Source organism: Burkholderiaceae bacterium DAT-1, from assembly GCA_019084025.1.
Lineage (GTDB): Bacteria > Pseudomonadota > Gammaproteobacteria > Burkholderiales > Chitinimonadaceae > DAT-1.
In genome coordinates this window covers 61,362-79,036 of record JAHRBI010000004.1, presented here as the reverse complement: position 1 = coordinate 79,036, position 17,675 = coordinate 61,362, and the positions used below count along the sequence as shown (strand labels likewise).

Annotated in this window: 18 protein-coding genes; all 18 read right to left on the bottom strand. The window is 54.2% G+C overall.

Annotated features, from left to right (window positions below):
* Positions 1-23 precede the first annotated feature (23 nt).
* Positions 24-1,427 (bottom strand): hypothetical protein, encoded by a 1,404-nt coding sequence (locus KSF73_08860; protein MBV1775826.1) that lies wholly within the window; start codon positions 1,425-1,427, stop codon positions 24-26.
* Complete coding sequence (locus KSF73_08855) at positions 1,412-2,128, bottom strand: hypothetical protein (GenBank protein MBV1775825.1); 717 nt, start codon at positions 2,126-2,128, stop codon at positions 1,412-1,414. Before KSF73_08855 ends, KSF73_08860 begins: the two co-directional genes overlap by 16 nt.
* On the bottom strand, positions 2,125-3,012 hold the full coding sequence (gene motB, locus KSF73_08850) for a flagellar motor protein MotB (GenBank protein ID MBV1775824.1): 888 nt from the start codon (positions 3,010-3,012) through the stop codon (positions 2,125-2,127). The genes KSF73_08855 and motB overlap by 4 nt, the downstream gene beginning before the upstream one ends.
* Before the next feature lie 28 nt (positions 3,013-3,040).
* The gene (motA, locus tag KSF73_08845) at positions 3,041-3,901 is read right to left on the bottom strand and encodes a flagellar motor stator protein MotA (protein MBV1775823.1); all 861 of its coding nucleotides are present in this window, start codon (positions 3,899-3,901) and stop codon (positions 3,041-3,043) included.
* Positions 3,902-4,041: 140 nt separating this feature from the next.
* Complete coding sequence (gene rnhB, locus KSF73_08840) at positions 4,042-4,632, bottom strand: ribonuclease HII (protein ID MBV1775822.1); 591 nt, start codon at positions 4,630-4,632, stop codon at positions 4,042-4,044.
* Positions 4,629-5,801, bottom strand: a complete 1,173-nt coding sequence (gene lpxB / locus KSF73_08835; protein MBV1775821.1) for a lipid-A-disaccharide synthase — start codon at positions 5,799-5,801, stop codon at positions 4,629-4,631. The genes rnhB and lpxB overlap by 4 nt, the downstream gene beginning before the upstream one ends.
* Before the next feature lie 24 nt (positions 5,802-5,825).
* Positions 5,826-6,602, bottom strand: a complete 777-nt coding sequence (gene lpxA, locus KSF73_08830; protein ID MBV1775820.1) for an acyl-ACP--UDP-N-acetylglucosamine O-acyltransferase — start codon at positions 6,600-6,602, stop codon at positions 5,826-5,828.
* Between the two features lie 15 nt (positions 6,603-6,617).
* Positions 6,618-7,055 carry a 3-hydroxyacyl-ACP dehydratase FabZ gene (gene fabZ, locus KSF73_08825; GenBank protein ID MBV1775819.1) on the bottom strand — a complete coding sequence of 146 codons (438 nt, stop codon included), beginning with the start codon at positions 7,053-7,055 and terminating at the stop codon, positions 6,618-6,620.
* 14 nt (positions 7,056-7,069) lie between these two features.
* Positions 7,070-8,113 (bottom strand): UDP-3-O-(3-hydroxymyristoyl)glucosamine N-acyltransferase, encoded by a 1,044-nt coding sequence (lpxD, locus tag KSF73_08820; protein MBV1775818.1) that lies wholly within the window; start codon positions 8,111-8,113, stop codon positions 7,070-7,072.
* Between the two features lie 17 nt (positions 8,114-8,130).
* The gene (locus KSF73_08815) at positions 8,131-8,640 is read right to left on the bottom strand and encodes an OmpH family outer membrane protein (GenBank protein ID MBV1775817.1); all 510 of its coding nucleotides are present in this window, start codon (positions 8,638-8,640) and stop codon (positions 8,131-8,133) included.
* A 30-nt stretch (positions 8,641-8,670) separates the two neighbouring features.
* Positions 8,671-10,953: an outer membrane protein assembly factor BamA gene (gene bamA, locus KSF73_08810; protein ID MBV1775816.1), complete on the bottom strand. Its 2,283-nt coding sequence runs from the start codon at positions 10,951-10,953 to the stop codon at positions 8,671-8,673.
* 70 nt (positions 10,954-11,023) lie between these two features.
* Positions 11,024-12,385 carry an RIP metalloprotease RseP gene (gene rseP, locus KSF73_08805; GenBank protein ID MBV1775815.1) on the bottom strand — a complete coding sequence of 454 codons (1,362 nt, stop codon included), beginning with the start codon at positions 12,383-12,385 and terminating at the stop codon, positions 11,024-11,026.
* Entirely contained in the window at positions 12,382-13,569 is a 1,188-nt protein-coding gene (gene ispC / locus KSF73_08800) for a 1-deoxy-D-xylulose-5-phosphate reductoisomerase (GenBank protein MBV1775814.1), read from the bottom strand. The genes rseP and ispC overlap by 4 nt, the downstream gene beginning before the upstream one ends.
* A gap of 51 nt (positions 13,570-13,620) precedes the next feature.
* Positions 13,621-14,445 carry a phosphatidate cytidylyltransferase gene (locus KSF73_08795; protein MBV1775813.1) on the bottom strand — a complete coding sequence of 275 codons (825 nt, stop codon included), beginning with the start codon at positions 14,443-14,445 and terminating at the stop codon, positions 13,621-13,623.
* 1 nt (position 14,446) lies between these two features.
* Positions 14,447-15,130, bottom strand: a complete 684-nt coding sequence (gene uppS, locus KSF73_08790; protein ID MBV1775812.1) for a di-trans,poly-cis-decaprenylcistransferase — start codon at positions 15,128-15,130, stop codon at positions 14,447-14,449.
* 81 nt (positions 15,131-15,211) lie between these two features.
* A complete protein-coding gene (gene frr / locus KSF73_08785) occupies positions 15,212-15,769 on the bottom strand; it encodes a ribosome recycling factor (GenBank protein MBV1775811.1) in 558 nt (185 codons plus the stop codon).
* 77 nt (positions 15,770-15,846) lie between these two features.
* Complete coding sequence (gene pyrH, locus KSF73_08780) at positions 15,847-16,566, bottom strand: UMP kinase (GenBank protein ID MBV1775810.1); 720 nt, start codon at positions 16,564-16,566, stop codon at positions 15,847-15,849.
* Between the two features lie 153 nt (positions 16,567-16,719).
* Entirely contained in the window at positions 16,720-17,592 is an 873-nt protein-coding gene (gene tsf / locus KSF73_08775) for a translation elongation factor Ts (protein ID MBV1775809.1), read from the bottom strand.
* Positions 17,593-17,675: the final 83 nt, after the last annotated feature.

Sequence of the window (17,675 nt, the reverse complement as noted above, 5' to 3'; positions counted from 1 at the left end):
GCTCAATACGAAGAGGCACGCATCTACTTTTTAGCGGTCAGTCTGCGTGCCTGAGTGGTCAGGGCTTGGGCTGTCAATAGACAGACTTGTTTGAACGCATTGTACTGGGCTTCAGAGAGCGATGCGCCTTTTTTGTCTGCATAAAACAGCCCCACCGGTTTTTCTTCGACATGGAGCGACATCACGGCAAACTCCGTTTTGCCAACGGCCTGCAAAAGTGCAGATGGCACCAGCTTGGCATACTGCGGGCGGTTTTGATCTGTCATCCAGAAGGACTGCTGTTTGAGCATCAGTTTGGTGACTAGATGAGGCGCCTCTAGTTCCACTTGCAAGGTGCGCAAGGGATCACTCATTTCGGCGCCAATCACATAGCGGGTCTTGATGGCGTTATGTCCCGGCATCAGCAGCATGAAGCAGATTCGTTCCAGCAGCACAGCGTCAGACAGCGCGCGAATGGTTAACGCCATGATCTGATTGAAACTTGCATCCCCCTCGCCTGCGCGTTTGATCTCGCGACAGTAATCGCCAAAACTGGGCTTCGCAGTCTGGGCAGGTTTAGGCCGTTCATCAGGCCACGGTCCGGGCAGCATGGCCAGCCAGCGCGCTGGCGAATAGATCTGTTTGTAAGGCCAATCTTTATGAGCGAAGTGCAGCATGATGCGTGTTACTTCAGCCCATACAGCCTGCCTGTCCGTACTGAGGGTACGGGAGATAACATCCAAGGATTCATCTACTCCCGCGGCCCACCATCCGGCTTGCAGAGAGTCACACATATAAAGCACAGCCTGTTGCAACTGGGCTCGCTGGGTCAGCGTGCCGCTTTCATCCAATAAAGCGGTAAACACATCGGGAAGTCGCCAGCGGGTAAAGAGCTGCAGTGTCATGGTGGCAGGATCGCAGCTTGGCACTTTCTCCGCATAGCCCTTTTCGAGTAAGCGCAGCATAGCGGGTAACCGTGCGACCAGCGCCGTGACAAATATTTCGTCCAGACGGGCGTCGTAACGCATCCCCCCCATTGTTCTGGCTACTCTCGCGCTAAATCTGGCAGTAGCGACTTCGCCCAATAGCTCGGCATACACTTTGGGATGCCCCGGAAGCAGAATCTCTTCCACTTCTGGCAGCTCGCAAAACTGGTGAATCAGGTTTTCCATCCCCATCATGAGCACAGTCGCTTCGATAGAGACAATATCTGCTGCCAGACTGCTACGTTCGCGCAGATTAATTGCACGTAAAGCGTATGCCGTGAGTAAAGGATCTTTCAGGACTGCCGATACCACTTCATCCATGCGCACGGATGCGAGCCTGCCAGCAAGCTGCTTGAACATCCGCTTGGTGGATTTCAGAATAGGAATGGGGCGGGCTAGCCACCAGGCAAGCCACGCATCATTGTTTCCGGCAACTGCCGGTGTCTTCAGGGCATCTGCCATAGGTAAAGGCGAGCTCCCTCTGATTCGCCGATTTCGATGACGCGATCAACGGGTCGTCCCTCAACAGGAAAACTATTGCTGACCAGCCATGCGCCACTACTTAACTCACGCTCTGCTTTTGCCCATACATCTGGCATCGCCGCCGGGGACAGAAATGCATACACCACATTAAATGGACGCCAATCCATCGCCAGCATGTCTTTTCTATCCAGTCGTGCCTGAATGCGGCCAAGGCGCAGGCGGATCTGCCCCAGCAACCAGGGGCCCCATGCGTGCTCGACCCCACTCAACTTAAGATCCGGGCGACGTGATAATCCAATAAGCACCGTTCCGGTACCCGACCCGATATCCAGCACATGCGCCCCCATGGGGAGTACTTCGCACAGCGCGGAAACGGCTCGCTGACTACTCAAGTAGAGTGGGACTCGATTGCGGTGAACGCCCCCAAATACAAACCAGCTCAATATGAACATGACCAACCAGAACCAAGACGGGACTGGTACGATATGCATCAGCAGGAGGAGCGGGAAAAATGTGGCGTGTATCACGCGCCACCACCATGGCTGCTTCAAGGCAGATGACAGCAACACGGCAATGATTGGCTGTAAATACAGCGCCTTATCCTCGACCGACACGTAGGCGAGCGCGAGTGAGGTGGCCTGAATAAAGAGTGCGATTGGAATAGGTGACCGAGTCTTCATGGGCCAACCGCCTCAGCCGGTTTATCCCCTTGCTCCGCGTCTCCGCCTTCACCTGCCTGCTTGCCCGCGAGCTTCAGAATGCCTTCCTCGGCTTCTCGATTCAGTACAATTAAACTGATACGCCGGTTTACCGGATTCGCGGGGTTATCTTTATCGAATGGCACTGCATCGGCTAGTCCCACCACCCGCAATACTTTTTCGGTTTCCATTCCGCCATTCAATAATGCACGACGGGAGGCGTTGGCGCGATCAGCCGATAGTTCCCAGTTACTGAATCCCTTCTCGCCCGCACTGAATCCCGATGCATCGGTATGCCCTGACAAGCTGAGCTTATTGGGGACATCATTGAGAATGCTGGCTAGCTCTTTCAGGATATCGTTAGCGTACGTTTCAAGCTGAGAACTACCACTCTTGAACATTGGCCGGTTCTGCTGATCAACAATCTGGATACGAAGCCCCTCGGGCGTGACATCCAACATGATCTGGTCTTTGAATTGACCCAGCTTGCCATCAGATTGATTAATCGCTTTTTCAATTTTGGCCTTCAGCGACTGTAGACGTTTTTTCTCGACGTCCTTCGCACGGACACGACGAATATCCCCAGCCTGCTTGGATAGATCCAAACCACCGCCCTGCGTGATCGACTGGGATTCGCCCGCCCCGCTCCCGCCCGCCATTGCAACTTTGAACGGGTTCTGGAAGTAGTCGGCAATCCCTTTTAAATCACCTTTAGTCGTTGAGCCAAGCAGCCACATCAGAAGAAAGAAGGCCATCATCGCCGTTACAAAGTCGGCATAGGCGATCTTCCAGGCGCCACCATGGTGTCCATGGCCGCCCTTTTTGATTCGCTTGACGATAATGGGCCGTTGGGAATCATCACTCACCGGCGTCTCCCTTCACATTCACGCAGGTTTACTTACCCTTGGCGTTCTTTACAAACTCTTCAAGCTCGGCGAAGGATGGACGGACACCAGACTCCAGCACCTTCCGACCGAATTCCACAGCAACCTGTGGTGCATAGCCATTCAAACTTGCCAGCAATGTTACCTTGATGGTTTGGAACACTCTGGTGCTGTCATTGGCTTTGGCCTCGAGAATAGTGGCAAGCGGGCCAACAAAACCATAGGCCAGCAAAATACCCATAAACGTACCCACGAGCGCCGCACCAATCAGCTTCCCCAGCTCTGACGGTGGCAAGTGAAGTGAACCCATCGTATGCACAACGCCCATCACCGCAGCCACAATACCGAAGGCAGGCAGCGCATCCCCCAGTTTGGCAATTGCACCGGAAGGCCCTTCCGCCTCGTGATGGTGGGTTTCAATTTCGACATCCATCAGATTTTCAATTTCAAATGCATTCAGATTGCCACCCACCATCAATCGCAAATAATCCGTAATAAATTCAACCACATGATGATCATGCAAGATATTGGGATACTTGGAAAAAAGTGGGCTGCTGTCCGGATTTTCAATATCCGTTTCGATGGACATCAGACCTTCTTTACGCACCTTGGAGAGAATCTCAAACATCAAGGCGAACAGGTCCATATAAAACGCCTTGCTGAACGGAGACCCCTTGAACACGGTCGGGAGTGCTTTCACCGTAGCCTTGAGCGGCGGGCCACCAAAACCTACGATCATGGCGCCAATCGCACCACCAAAGATGATCACTAACTCAACCGGCTGCCAGAGCACATGCAGTTCACCACCGTGCGCCGCATAAGCACCAAAGATACAAAGCAGCATAAAAATGTAGCCAATGACGACAAACATCGCGGGCAACCCCCTCCGTTGAGGCACTGACCAACCTCAACGGGGTCACTGCCAATGTCAGTGTAGACGGCGGATTTCCGGAATGACAAAAAGAATGGGGAAGATTTCTGTCCCACCACAACCTAGGACAGGTTGCTAACTTACCAGAGCTCGCCCTGGCATTTCCCCATGGCAAGTCTGACGGGGGCAAACGATTGTCTATGCGCTTTGCAGGGCCCGAATTGCTCAAGCGCCGCTAGATGTTCGGGGGTGGGATAACCTTTGTGGCGAGCGAAACCAAATTGCGGGTACATGACATCCATTGCCATCGCCTCGGCATCGCGCGCAACTTTTGCCAGGATGGAGGCGGCGGAGATCACCTGTACCTTGGCATCACCCTTTACAATCGCTTCGGATGTCATTGGCAGGATTGGGCAGCGATTGCCATCAATCTGGACATGATGCGGCACTACGCTGAGCGCATTGACCGCGCGCTGCATCGCCAGCATGGTGGCTTTAAGGATATTGAGGCGGTCAATTTCACCAGCATCTGCCGATGCAACTGCCCAAGCTAGCGCGCGCTCCTTAATCTGCAGACTGAGGCGCTCACGTGCAGCTTCTGAAAGCTTTTTGGAATCTGCCAGTCCCACGATGCCATGACCCTCACCCAGAATCACCGCAGCAGCAAAGACCGACCCGGATAATGGCCCGCGTCCGGCTTCATCCACGCCAGCAATCAGATGAGTCGTCATCGACGTATCCAAGCAAGTACAGCATCGGCCGCGCGCTCGGCAGCATTCTGCTTTAAGGATTGATGCAGCTCAGTGAATCTCGCTTCCAGCTTTGCCGCATAGGTACGATCCTCAAGTGCATTTCGCAGCGCCTGGTAGAGATTCTCGGGCGTCGCATCGTCTTGAATAAACTCCGGCACAATGAATTCGCCCGCCAGCACATTGGGTAAGCTCACGTACGGCAGCAGCATTTTGCGCTTAGCCATGCGGTACGTCGTAGGACTCAGCTTGTAAGTCACTACCATCGGTCGCTTGGCCAGCATCGCCTCGAGCGTAGCCGTACCTGACGCCACCAGAATTGCATCGGCGGCCTGCATGGCTTCCTGAGCATGACCAAACATCATGCGAATGGGGAGATCCTGTGCCTTATGCGCATAAATGGCGTTCTCGAAGAGTACACGCGTTTCCCGAGTCACCAGTGGAACGAGAATCTGCGCGGTCGGCCAAGTTGCGCAAATCATCTTGGCTGTTTGAATGAACAACTCGGCATGGCGTGCCACCTCACTTTGCCGGCTGCCCGGCAAAAATGCGAGGACCTTCTGCTGTGCGCCTACGCCAATGAGCTCTCGCACCTCGTGCTGCTTGACCACCACGGGCATTTCGTCAGCGACAGGATGTCCGACATAACTTGCCTTTAACCCGGCGCGATCATAGATCGGCTTTTCGAAGGGAAAGACACACAGCACTTCACTGCTGGATTTGCGAATCTTGTTGATGCGCTTGGGCCGCCATGCCCAGATTGACGGGCTAATGTAGTGCAGCGAAGGAATACCCGCCGATCGCATCGTCTTTTCGATCGAAAAATTAAAATCGGGCGCATCAACCCCAATAAATACATCGGGGCGCTCACGCAATAAGCGCTTTTTCAGGTCGCGACGCAGGCGAAGTAGGCTGGGCAGATGCTTGAGTACTTCGACGTATCCCATCACTGAGAGCCGTTCCATCGCACAGATGGATTTCACGCCTTCAGCCTGCATCTGGGGCCCGGCAATACCGGCGAACTGCGCATCCGGCAGTCGTCGCTTGATGGCTGCGACCAGACTGGCACCAAGTAAATCGCCGGAGGCTTCTCCGGCGACAATGGCAATGCGTGGCCCGGAAGCCCGCTCAAAAAGCTGTTCTTGCTGCATTGAACCTGTCACTGTTTTAGGCTATCAGCGAATGATGCCACGTTCCGAGCAGGATACAAACTCTACAAAGGGCTTCAATACTGGTGATGTGTCGATTTTTGCAGAAATTTCGGCCATGGCCTCATCAAGCGACAGCCCCTGACGGTAGATCAGCTTGTAGGCTCGCTTAATATCCATGATTTGATCAGACGTAAATCCACGACGTTTCAATCCTTCCGAATTGATACCGGCAGGCTTTGCGCGATTTCCCGCAGCCGTGACGTAAGGTGGTACATCCTGACTCACTGCCGCCGTAAATGCGGTCATGGCATGCGCACCAATACGACAGAACTGATGCACCGTCGTAAATCCGCCCAAAAAGACCCAGTCATCGACATGCACATGTCCGGCAAGCGTCGCGTTGTTCGCCAGAATCAAGTCGTTGCCGAGCATACAGTCGTGTGCGATGTGCACATAGGCCATGATCCAGTTACGATCGCCAATCCGGGTCAGCCCCTGATCCTGCGAAGTACCTGTCGAGATCGTCACAAACTGGAAGATCGCATTATCATTGCCAATCACCAAGCGGGTCGGCTCACCAGCATACTTTTTATCTTGTGGCGCACAACCGATATGCGCGGAGCCATGAAACGTATTGCGCTCGCCAATGCGTGTGTGCCCCTCAACGACGCAATTTGGACCAAAAACGGTGCCGGCACCGACTTCAACGTGCTCACCAATGACACAAAACGGGCCAACACGCACATCGTCAGCCAGTTTGGCATCTTCATGAACCACTGCAGAAGGATGAATGTTCGCCATTCGGACTCCGGTCAATCAACGCGCTTTAGTCTGAGCACACATGATGTCCGCTTCGGCCACCACATTGCCCGCCACTTCCGCAACAGCTTTGTACTTCCAGATATTGCGCAGCTTACGTTCAATTGAAACCTTCAGAACCAATTGGTCACCCGGCGTCACCTGAGCCTTGAATCGGGCATTATCGATGCCTGCAAACAGGTAGAGCGAACCGTCATCCTGGCGCTCGCCAGTCGACTTGAAACTCAGTACGCCAGCCGCTTGAGCCAGCGCTTCGATAATCAGTACACCCGGCATTACCGGGTATTTCGGGAAATGCCCTGTAAAGAAGGGCTCGTTGTAAGTCACATTTTTCAGTGCAACGATGCGTTCACCCGGAACAAGCTCGGTCACTCGATCGACCAGCAAAAATGGGTAACGATGCGGTAGATGTTCCAGAATGCCCAGAATATCCATTGAATTCAGTTCGCTCACGCGCTCTCTCCAGTGTTGGGCAGACGTTCAAATGCTGCCACTTTTTTTTCCAGCTCCTTCAGACGGGTTGCCAAGGCATCCATATGTCTGAGGTGCGAAGCATTCTTTAGCCAGTCTTCATGTGGCTGCACGGGATACCAGCCGGTGTAGGTGCCAGGCTTCCTGATAGATTTACCCACCAGCGTCCCGGCCATCACATTGACACGATCGGCAATGTCCAGGTGCCCCAGAATCATGGCGCTACCACCGAAGGTACAGTACGCGCCAATTCGGGTCGATCCTGCCACGCCAACACAGCCCGCCATGGCGGTGTGTTTGCCAATGTGGACGTTATGCGCAATCTGAATCTGATTATCGAGCCGGACACCCTCTTCAATCACCGTATCATCCAGCGTCCCGCGATCTATGGTAGTGGAGGCACCAATCTCGACATCATTGCCGATGCGGACGCAGCCAACTTGCGGGATTTTCTCCCAGTGATCGCCCGCCCAGGCGTTGCCGAAGCCATCGGAACCAATGACGGCGTTGGGATGAATAATGACGCGATTACCCATGATCGTGCCATGCATGATGCTTACATTGGGATGCAGGATGCAATCCTCGCCAATGACCACACCTTCCCCGATCACCACACCGGGATGGATGACTGAGCCCTCGCCAATACGGACATTTGCTCCGATCACCACCTGAGGTCCGATGCTGACGCCCTTGGCCAAAATGGCAGATGCATCGACCACTGCGCTCGCATGTATGCCCGCGGGTGGTACGGTAACCGGATTCAGCAGTGCCGCGACCTGAGCAAAATAGAGATAGGGATCTTTGGCAACAATTCGCGGCCGCGTATCGCAATCTGGCAACGTCGCAGGCACGATCAGCGCACCGGCCGGACATGCGGTCAGTTTACTGACATACTTCGCCCCCGTGATGAAGGCTAGATCCTGCGCAGTCGCGGACTCAAGAGAAGCAACACGCTCGACGCGAAAGTCTTCCCCCCGCACTTCCCCACCCAGCTGTTCAACTAACTCGGAAAGGGTATACATCGGTTTCACAGATACCATCAGTTCGGCATCACTCTGACGAGGCGCTCAAGCACTTTATCGGTAATGTCGAGACGTGGATTGAAATACAGTGCATCTTGCAGAATGAGATCATATTTTTCGCTGACTGCAATCTGCGTAATGATGCTGAACGCGTGCTCCTGCAATCCTGCTATTTCCTGATTGCGACGCTTATTCTGGTCTTCGCGGAAATCACGCTGCAGGCGATTTAGATCTTCGCTCTTACGTGCAAGTTCGCGCTCACGTTCGCGCAACTCGGCTCCCTGCAGCGACGAACCCAATCGATCGATATCGGCCTGACGGGAGCGAATATCTTCGCTCCGGTTATTGATTTCAGCCAGGCGCGGCGCGAATTCCTTTTCCAGCTTTTTGGCAATCCGCTCGGCAATGCGTGCTTCGCGGATGATGCGGTTATAGTCCACAAACCCGATCTTCAAGTCGGCAGCCGAGACCGGCACTACAATGGTCAGCAGCAAAAAGAGCGCGCATGCGCGTTGAAGCATCTTCATAATACCTTCCCGATCAGGCCCAAACTGTCATCAGAATACCTTGCCCAGTGTGAACTGGAATGCCTGCTTCTTATCACCATCCAGCGCGTTGAGTGCTCGGGCCAGACTAAACTTCATTGGCCCCATCGGTGACGTCCATTGCAAGGCAATACCGGCAGAATAGCGCAAATCCGTATAGCGTGGCTTGGAGTTCTCCATCCAGACCTGTCCGGCATCAAGGAAGGCCGACAAACGTGTGGACTTATCCGCTTTCATGCCGGGCATTGGCATCAGCACTTCGAAATTATTCACTAGACGTAAAGCACCACCAACCGCATTGCCGTACTGATCTTTCGGACCGAGTGTCCCGTCCTCGTAACCACGCACCGTGCCAAAGCCGCCCGCAGTAAAGACCTGATAGAACGGCAATGCCTTGCCACTATAACCGTGCCCCTGGTCATACTGGAAATTCCAGTACAGCGTGAAGTTACGGTTTAGCGGATAGAAATACTGGTTCTGGAACCCTACCTTCACAAACCGCATCGATCCTACTGGCAATGCCGCCTGCGTGTACACCCGGCGGAAGGTACCGCGAGTCGGGAAAATAGAGCTGTCGCGCGTGTCACTTGCCCAGCCCAGCGACCCGATCAGCGTTTCAGTTGTATCGCCATATTGCTTCACAAAGTCGACGTAACTGGCGGGGCTATTGGAGTACAGCGAAATGGTATTGCGCTCGCCGCTCAGCGAGGCAGAGATCGATTCGAATTCCGAGATCGGCATATTCCAGCGCAGACCGCCACCCACCGCATCGCTGGCATACGCAGCAAGCGTAGCCGTATTCGCCATTGTGTTACGACGATAGATATCGAAGCCACGCGATACGCCATCCGGCGTTGCATACGGATTAGTGAATGACAGTGAAGCCGTCTTGTAATAGCGGTTGGTGTTCGCACTCAACTCGAAAATATTGCCCGAACCAAAAATATTGGTTTGCGAGAACGAACCCGTCAGCGTCAATCCATCGAACTGCGAATAACCCAGGCCTGCTTGAACACTACCCGTCTGACGTTCGGTAACGGTGATATTCAGATCGACCATATCGTTGCTATCCGCAACGGATGGGGTTTCGATATTGACGTCAGAGAAATAGCCCGTTAAATCCAGACGCTCCTTGGAGCGCTTGATTTTCCAACCCGAATACATCGTGCCTTCAAGCTGGCGTACTTCACGACGCACGACTTCATCGCGGGTATGGGTGTTGCCCATGATATTGACGCGGCGAACATAGACCTTGCGACCCGGATCGATATAGAACGTGAATCCAACTTCGTTCTTTTCTTTGTCGACTTCCGGTACCGGATTGATGTTGGCGAATGCGTAGCCCTCATCTCCCAGACGGTCTGTCATGCGCTTTACCGCTTCATCAATGTGCGTGCGGTTGAACAATTCGCCAGCCTTGATTTCGATCAGCGACTGCAACTCGGCCTCTGGTACCACCAGCTCGCCGGCTACCTTGACGCTTTTTACGCGGTATTGCTGACCTTCTGACAGATTCACCGTCAGGAAGATGTCCTTCTTATCTTCCGACAGCGCCACCTGCTGCGAGCTGACGTTAAATTCCAAAAAGCCGCGATCCATATACCAGGAGCGCATCTTCTCCATATCATCTTGCATTTTTGGTTTGGAATACTGGTCGTTCTTGGAGAACCAGGACCAGAAATTCGTCAGACCCAGCTGGAAACCGTCTTTCAGCTCGCTTTCCGGGTACTTTTCATTACCGACAATATTGATCTGGCGAATCTTCGCTACCAAGCCTTCGGAGATATCGAAGGAGATTGCAACACGGTTACGCTCCAGACGCATCACTTCGGTATTGATCTTGACCGAATACTTGCCACGGCTGAAATACTGCTTTTTCAGTTCTTGCTCAGCCGCATCCAGCATGGAACGATCGAAAACGCGGCTTTCCGCCAGACCATTTTCCTTGAGTGCCTTGATGAGCTGATCACTTTCAAACTCTTTTGCACCCTTGATTTCAATACTGGCAATCACTGGTCGTTCATCGACTGACACAACCAGTACATCACCTTCAGACTCGATGCGGACATCATTGTAGAAACCGGTCGCAAACAGCGCCTTAATGGCCTGTCTAGCGCGGTCGTTATCCATTTTTTCACCGACCTTGACGGGCAGGTAGTTGTACACCGTACCAGCCTCGGTACGCTGGATACCGTCAACACGAATTTCCTTGACGACAAAGGGCTCGAACGCGCGAGCGGGAATCGACAATCCAAGTGCAGCAATAACGGCGAGCGTAAGTGGGTTCGGTCTCATACTCAATCTTGCACAGCCACATTCAGGTGGCGAGCGCTATCAAAGGGTTTGTCGGGTGGATCGAGCCAGTTTAACCGCCGGAGACGCGCGTCAGATCATTCCAGAGCGCAAACATCATCAGGCTGACTAAAAGTCCTATGCCGATTCGAAGGCCAAATTCAGCTACTCGGTCGGACACAGGCTTGCCCCGCAAAAGTTCGGCGAGATGATACATCAAATGGCCACCGTCCAGCACAGGGATAGGCAACAGGTTCATCACACCAAGGCTGATGCTGATCATGCACAAATACCGCAAGTAAGTCTGGATCCCCAGTGCAGCGGTTTCACCAGCGGATTTTGCCATGGAAACCGGCCCGGACAGCTGTCGAGTTGATACATCGCCTGTCAGCATCTTGCCAACCATTTTCAGCAGAAATGCCGCACTATTGTATGTAGCGCTCAGTGCCTGTCCCAGTGCTTCACGTGGGTTAAGTTGCTGCTCGAAGCGCAATGACGCCCAAGCCGCATGATCCAGTTCAGGTGCAGCCCCAATTCGTCCCGAGGCCGCGCCATGCTTGCTTGCTATTACTGGGATTATTTGTAGCGGGATTAGTTCACCGCCCCGTCGCACCGAGAGATGCAGCAGAACGCCCGGCTGTGACCGGACCGTCTCTACAAAATCAAACCACGTTTTAACCCGCTGACCATTGATTTCCACGGGTTCATCGCCGACTTTCAGTCCAGCTTTTTCAGCGGGACTGCCTTTTTCGACGTATCCGATTTTACGGGTTGAGACTAACGGTGAAATGCCGAGCTGAGCATCCGGACGCTCCACAAAGGCATCCGACATCATGGAACGTGTTGGCAATTTGATCAGCATGTCCATACCGTACGTTCTCCGCACCAGCAATGAAGCATCTTGCCCGGAGACAGCTGCGCGGATCAAACCGGAATAGATATCATCCCAGGAACTAACGGCCTCACCGCTAATGGCAATCACTTGATCGCCTTGCTCAAGGCCCGCACGCGCAGCAACAGAACCCGGAAATACATCGCCCATAACCGGCCGCAGGACTGTCACGCCGACCATATACATAAGCCAGTAGATGACGATGGCAAAGAGAAAATTGGCGACTGGACCCGCCAGCAGTACCGCCATTCGCTGCCAGACGGGACGCCGATTAAATGATCGGGTCAGCTCGGACGGATCAATCTCATCATCGTGCTCACCCAGCATACGGACATAACCGCCCAGTGGAATCGCCCCCACTTGCCACGTCGTCTCGCCCCGTTGCCACTGAGCCAGCGGCCGACCAAAACCAATACTGAACGTCAGCACTTTGATGCCGCAACGCTTGGCAACCCAGTAGTGCCCGAATTCATGTACGGTGACCAGTACGCCAATGGCGATGATAAAGGCGGGCAATACCAGCAACCAGGCTTGTGTGCTCATGCACGGCTCCGCTGTGCAATCCAACTCCGCGCGCGTTCACGGGCTTCATGGTCAGCCGCAACCAGTGCATCCAGTTCAGCTACGTGACCTGTTTGCGGTGCGGCATCCAATACGCTGGCATTAACTGCGGCAATCTCATCAAACCGTATTTGACGATCCAGAAACGCGGCCACAGCCACCTCGTTAGCCGCATTCAGCATGGCTGGTGCAGCATCCCCCATCTTTAAGGCATCAAACGCAAGCTTTAAGCATGGGAAGGCCTGCAGATCAGGCGCCTGAAAGTCTAATCGGGCGACCTGAAACAGATCCAGCGAAGTCACGCCTGCATCGATGCGCTCTGGCCACGCCATGCCATACGCAATCGGTGTACGCATATCAGGGTTACCCATTTGCGCAAGCACAGATCCATCCAGATATTCAACCATTGAATGCACCACGCTTTGCGGATGCACAACCACGGAAATATCATCCGGTGCCAAATCGAACAGCCAGCGTGCCTCGATCACTTCCAGACCTTTATTCATAAGGCTGGCCGAATCAACCGATATCTTTCGTCCCATCGACCAATTTGGATGCTTCACCGCCTGCTCGGGCGTGACATCGCGCAATTGTTCCGGGTTCATGCCACGGAATGGGCCGCCAGAGGCAGTTAGCAAAATCCGGCGGACGCCCTGGCGGACATCACCAGAAAATGGCTGTGGCAGACATTGGAAAATCGCATTATGTTCGCTATCGATGGGAAGCAGTTCTGCACCGCCTTCACGTGCAGCGCGCATGAAGAGCGCCCCGGCCATGACCAGCGTTTCTTTATTGGCAAGCAAGATGCGCTTGCCTGCTCGCGCAGCAGCAATGGTAGGCGGCATGCCGGCTGCGCCAACAATGGCGGCCATCACCATGTCTACTTCTGGCTGTGTAGCAACTTGAACTAGGGCATCGGTCCCGGCCATTGCTTCGATATCATGCAGCCCGGCCGCTTCAAGGGCAGACTTAAGCGCACCATAGGCGGACGCATCCGAGACTACCGCAAAGCGCGGGCGATGCACGCGACACTGTTCGACCAGCGCATCAATGCGCGACGCTGCGGTCAGCGCATGAATTGTGTAGCGATCAGGATGTCTGGCGACGACGTCGAGCGTACTGACGCCTATGCTGCCAGTGGAACCCAGAACGGTTAAGGTACGAATCGGTTGGGACATGGCAATCTGAGAAAGGCTGAACGCAAGCGAATACGCCGCTCAGGGCGCAAATCTTGCGTAAAAGAATAACAGGGAGACCGACAGCGGTGCGAGTGCCAGTAAACTATCTACACGATCCAGCACACCACCATGACCGGGCAGCAACTGACTACTGTCTTTCATGCCCACCATACGCTTGAGAAGCGACTCGAACAAGTCTCCCATGACGCTGACAGCGGTCAATAGCAGGAATACCGGAATCAGCACGTACAAGGGCAGTTTTCCATAAACCGGTACATTGAGTTGATGCAAAGCCAGCGCGTAAAGCGTGACTGCAATCAACGCCCCATACACGCCCTCCCAGGACTTGCCGGGGCTAATCGAAGGCGCAAGTTTGCGCTTGCCAAAGGCACGGCCGGCGAAATATGCAGAGACATCCGCAATCCATGCGATGGCAAGCGTCATAAGCAGCACCAAGGGGCCATCCGTAAGTGCATGAAGGCGTGTCACTGCGGACAATGCAGACATCAAAACCAGCATACCGACGATCGCGGCACGCCATTTTGGAGCAAGCGCCCATTTACGCGCCAACCAGAGTGGAATGACCGCTAACCAGAACACCAGCGCAAAGATATCGAATACCAGCGCCCAGACGACCGTAATGGCCGGGGGAAGCGCAAGCAATGCTCCGCCCATCAGCGCAAAACTGGCGATGAACACTTTGGATTCAGCGGATTCCAGCCGGGCAAAGCGTCCCCACTCCCACGCACCAACGGTCAGCGCAAAGAGGGCAAAGCCGCCCCATAGCAATGAGGAACCTGCAAACAGGCAGGCGAGCACAATGGGCAACAACACCAGTGCGGTGATGATACGGGCTTTCAGCATCTTAGCTGGCGTCCTGAACCTGTTCGCTGGTACGACCAAAGCGGCGCTCACGGGTGCGATACGATGCAATCGCGGCCTCAAGTGCTGCACGGTCAAAGTCCGGCCAGAGAATGTCGGTGAAATAAAATTCTGTGTAGGCACTTTGCCACAACAGGAAATTGGAGATGCGCTGTTCGCCGCCAGTCCGGATAAACAGATCCGGCTCAGGCGCCCAGCTCATCGACAGGTATGGCTCGAAATCTGATTCGGCAAACCCGCTGGCAAGCTCAGGCTTGTCTTTGAGCATCGCCTGTGTCGCCTGAAGGATATCCCAGCGACCGCCGTAATCGGCTGCGATGGTCAGTGTCAGACCTTCATTATTCGCCGTACGCTGCTCGGCCGCTTCGATCAGTTCGACGATACGTGGCTGCAGACGATCGCGTCGACCGATCAAACGCAGGCGAACGTCTGCCTTTGACAGCTTTTCGATTTCCCGTTCCAGCGCAGTCAGGAACAAGCCCATCAGGAAGGAGACTTCATCAGAGGGGCGACGCCAGTTTTCACTACTGAATGCAAACAGCGTCAGATAGCGAATCCCGAGCTTACTACACACTTTGACCATTTCGCGGACAGTTTCCAGTCCGCGTTTGTGGCCCGCTACTCGTGGCAGCATGCGTTTGCGCGCCCAGCGGCCATTGCCATCCATGACGATGGCAATGTGCGCTGGCACCTGACTCACATCCGGAATGTCCCGGGTCGAACTGGCAAAGGAAACCACGAAACGACCTCAGACTGTCAGGAGTTCTTGCTCTTTGGCGGCCAGTACCTTGTCGATTTCGGCAATGTACTTGTCGGTCAGCTTCTGAACATCGTCCTGTGCGCGACGCTCTTCGTCTTCGGAAATATCCTTATCCTTGAGCAGCGACTTCAGATCGTTATTGGCATCGCGACGCACATTGCGGACTGCAACACGGGAGTCTTCTGCTTCACCGCGCACAACCTTGATCAGGTCGCGACGGCGCTCTTCGGTCAGCGCTGGCATTGGCACGCGGATCAGATCACCCATCGTGGCCGGATTGAGACCCAGATCGGAGTCACGAATGGCCTTTTCGATAGCACCTGACATTTTCTTCTCATACGGGGACACCCCGATCGTGCGCGCATCAATCAGATTCATATTTGCGAGCTGATTGATCGGAGTTGGCGCACCGTAGTAATCCACGTGGATGTGATCCAGCAGGCCGGTATGTGCACGGCCGGTGCGGACTTTCTGCAAATTGTTCTTCAGATTCTCAACCGACTTCTGCATTTTCTGGTCGGCGGTTTGTTTCACGTCGGCGATCATTGACGCGCTCCTGTATGTCTTAACCGTTCAAATTCTACATAACTACAAAGGGCAAGCGGTGAAGCTTACCCTGTACATCAGCAATGCACCAGTGTGCCTTCATCTTCACCCAGTACAACGCGCTTGAGTGCACCCTGCTTGAAGATGCTGAACACACGGATATTCATGTTCTGGTCGCGGCACAAAGCCAGTGCTGTTGCATCCATCACCTTGAGGTTTTTCTGGATGGCCTCATCAAATGTCAGCGAAGAATAACGGACTGCATCCGGATTCTTCTTCGGATCATCGGTGTATACGCCATCCACCTTTGTCGCTTTCAAGACCACATCAGCATTCATTTCCATGCCGCGCAAGGCTGCTGCGGTATCCGTAGTGAAGAAAGGATTACCTGTACCTGCACCAAAGATCACCACCTTGCCTTCTTCCAGATACTGAATGGCTTTCGGGCGAATGTAGGGCTCTGCCACCTGCTGGATGGTCAGCGCGGATTGCACACGACTCACCAGACCTTGCTGGCGCATAGCATCCTGAATGGCCATCGCATTCATCACGGTAGCCAGCATGCCCATATAGTCGGCAGTCGCGCGATCCATCCCCGCAGCTGCAGGTGCTACGCCACGGAAGATATTACCGCCGCCAATGACAACGGCCACCTGCACACCCAGACCAGCCACTTCCTTCACTTCGCTCACGATGCGCTCAACCGTTGCACGATTGATACCGTAGCTGTCATCGCCCATCAGGGCTTCGCCAGACAGTTTGAGCAGAATGCGCTTGTATACGGGAGTAGCGGACATGGGAGACCTTTCATATGAAGGAGATGGGTAGGCTATTTTTGCTCATCAGCATCTGCGGCTGATGATTTGAATCAGTATGCACCATGAACACGTAGTCCAGATGCGATACAACCGCCCGAACTGGCGGGCGGTTGTATAGGCCAGCAGGTCGGATTAGACCTTGGCAGCAGCAGCGACTTCAGCAGCGAAGTCGACAACCTTCTTCTCAATGCCTTCGCCCACAACAAACATGGTGAAACCGTTCACCTTGGCGTTGTTGTTCTTCAGCAGTTGCTCAATGGTGACCTTGTCGTCCTTGACGAACGGCTGACCCAGCAGCGTCACGTCCTTCAGGAACTTGGCAACGGTACCTTCGGCAATCTTTTCCAGCATGGCTTCTGGCTTGCCGGCTTCCTTGGCGCGCTCGATTGCCACACGGCGTTCGGTCGCAATGGACTCTGCGTCCACGCCGCTTGCATCCAGAGCCTTCGGCTTCAGTGCAGCGATGTGCATGGCGATGTCCTTACCCAGTTGCTCGTCGCCACCGGTGATGTCAACCACAACACCAATCTTGGAGCCGTGCAGGTAGGTTGCCAGATGACCTTCGGTGCTGAAACGCTGGAAGCGACGCACGCCGATGTTTTCACCCAGCTTGGCGATAATGGCCTTGCGAGCTTCTTCAACGGTTTCACCAGTCGAAGTCTTGGCATCTGCCAGGGCTTCCACGGAATCAACATTACCCTTGACGATGGCTTCAACAGCCAGCTTGGCGAAAGCCAAGAAGCCTTCATCCTTGCCCACGAAGTCAGTTTCGCAGTTTACTTCAGCCAGTGCGCCAACCTTGCCATCAACGAAAACAGCAACGGTACCCTCAGCAGCGGTACGGCCTGCAAGCTTGCTGGCCTTGTTGCCGCTCTTGATGCGCAGCGCTTCTTCAGCGGCCTTCAGATCGCCATTGGCTTCAACCAGTGCCTTCTTGCAATCCATCATACCGAGGCCGGTCAATTCGCGCAGCTCGGCAACCATCTTTGCGGTGATTTCCGCCATGTTCGTACTCCTGAATCTGATCAATCAAGTTGCAAAAAAGGGGCGAAACGCCCCTTTGTCGCGGAATCGTGTTTCAACGCGAT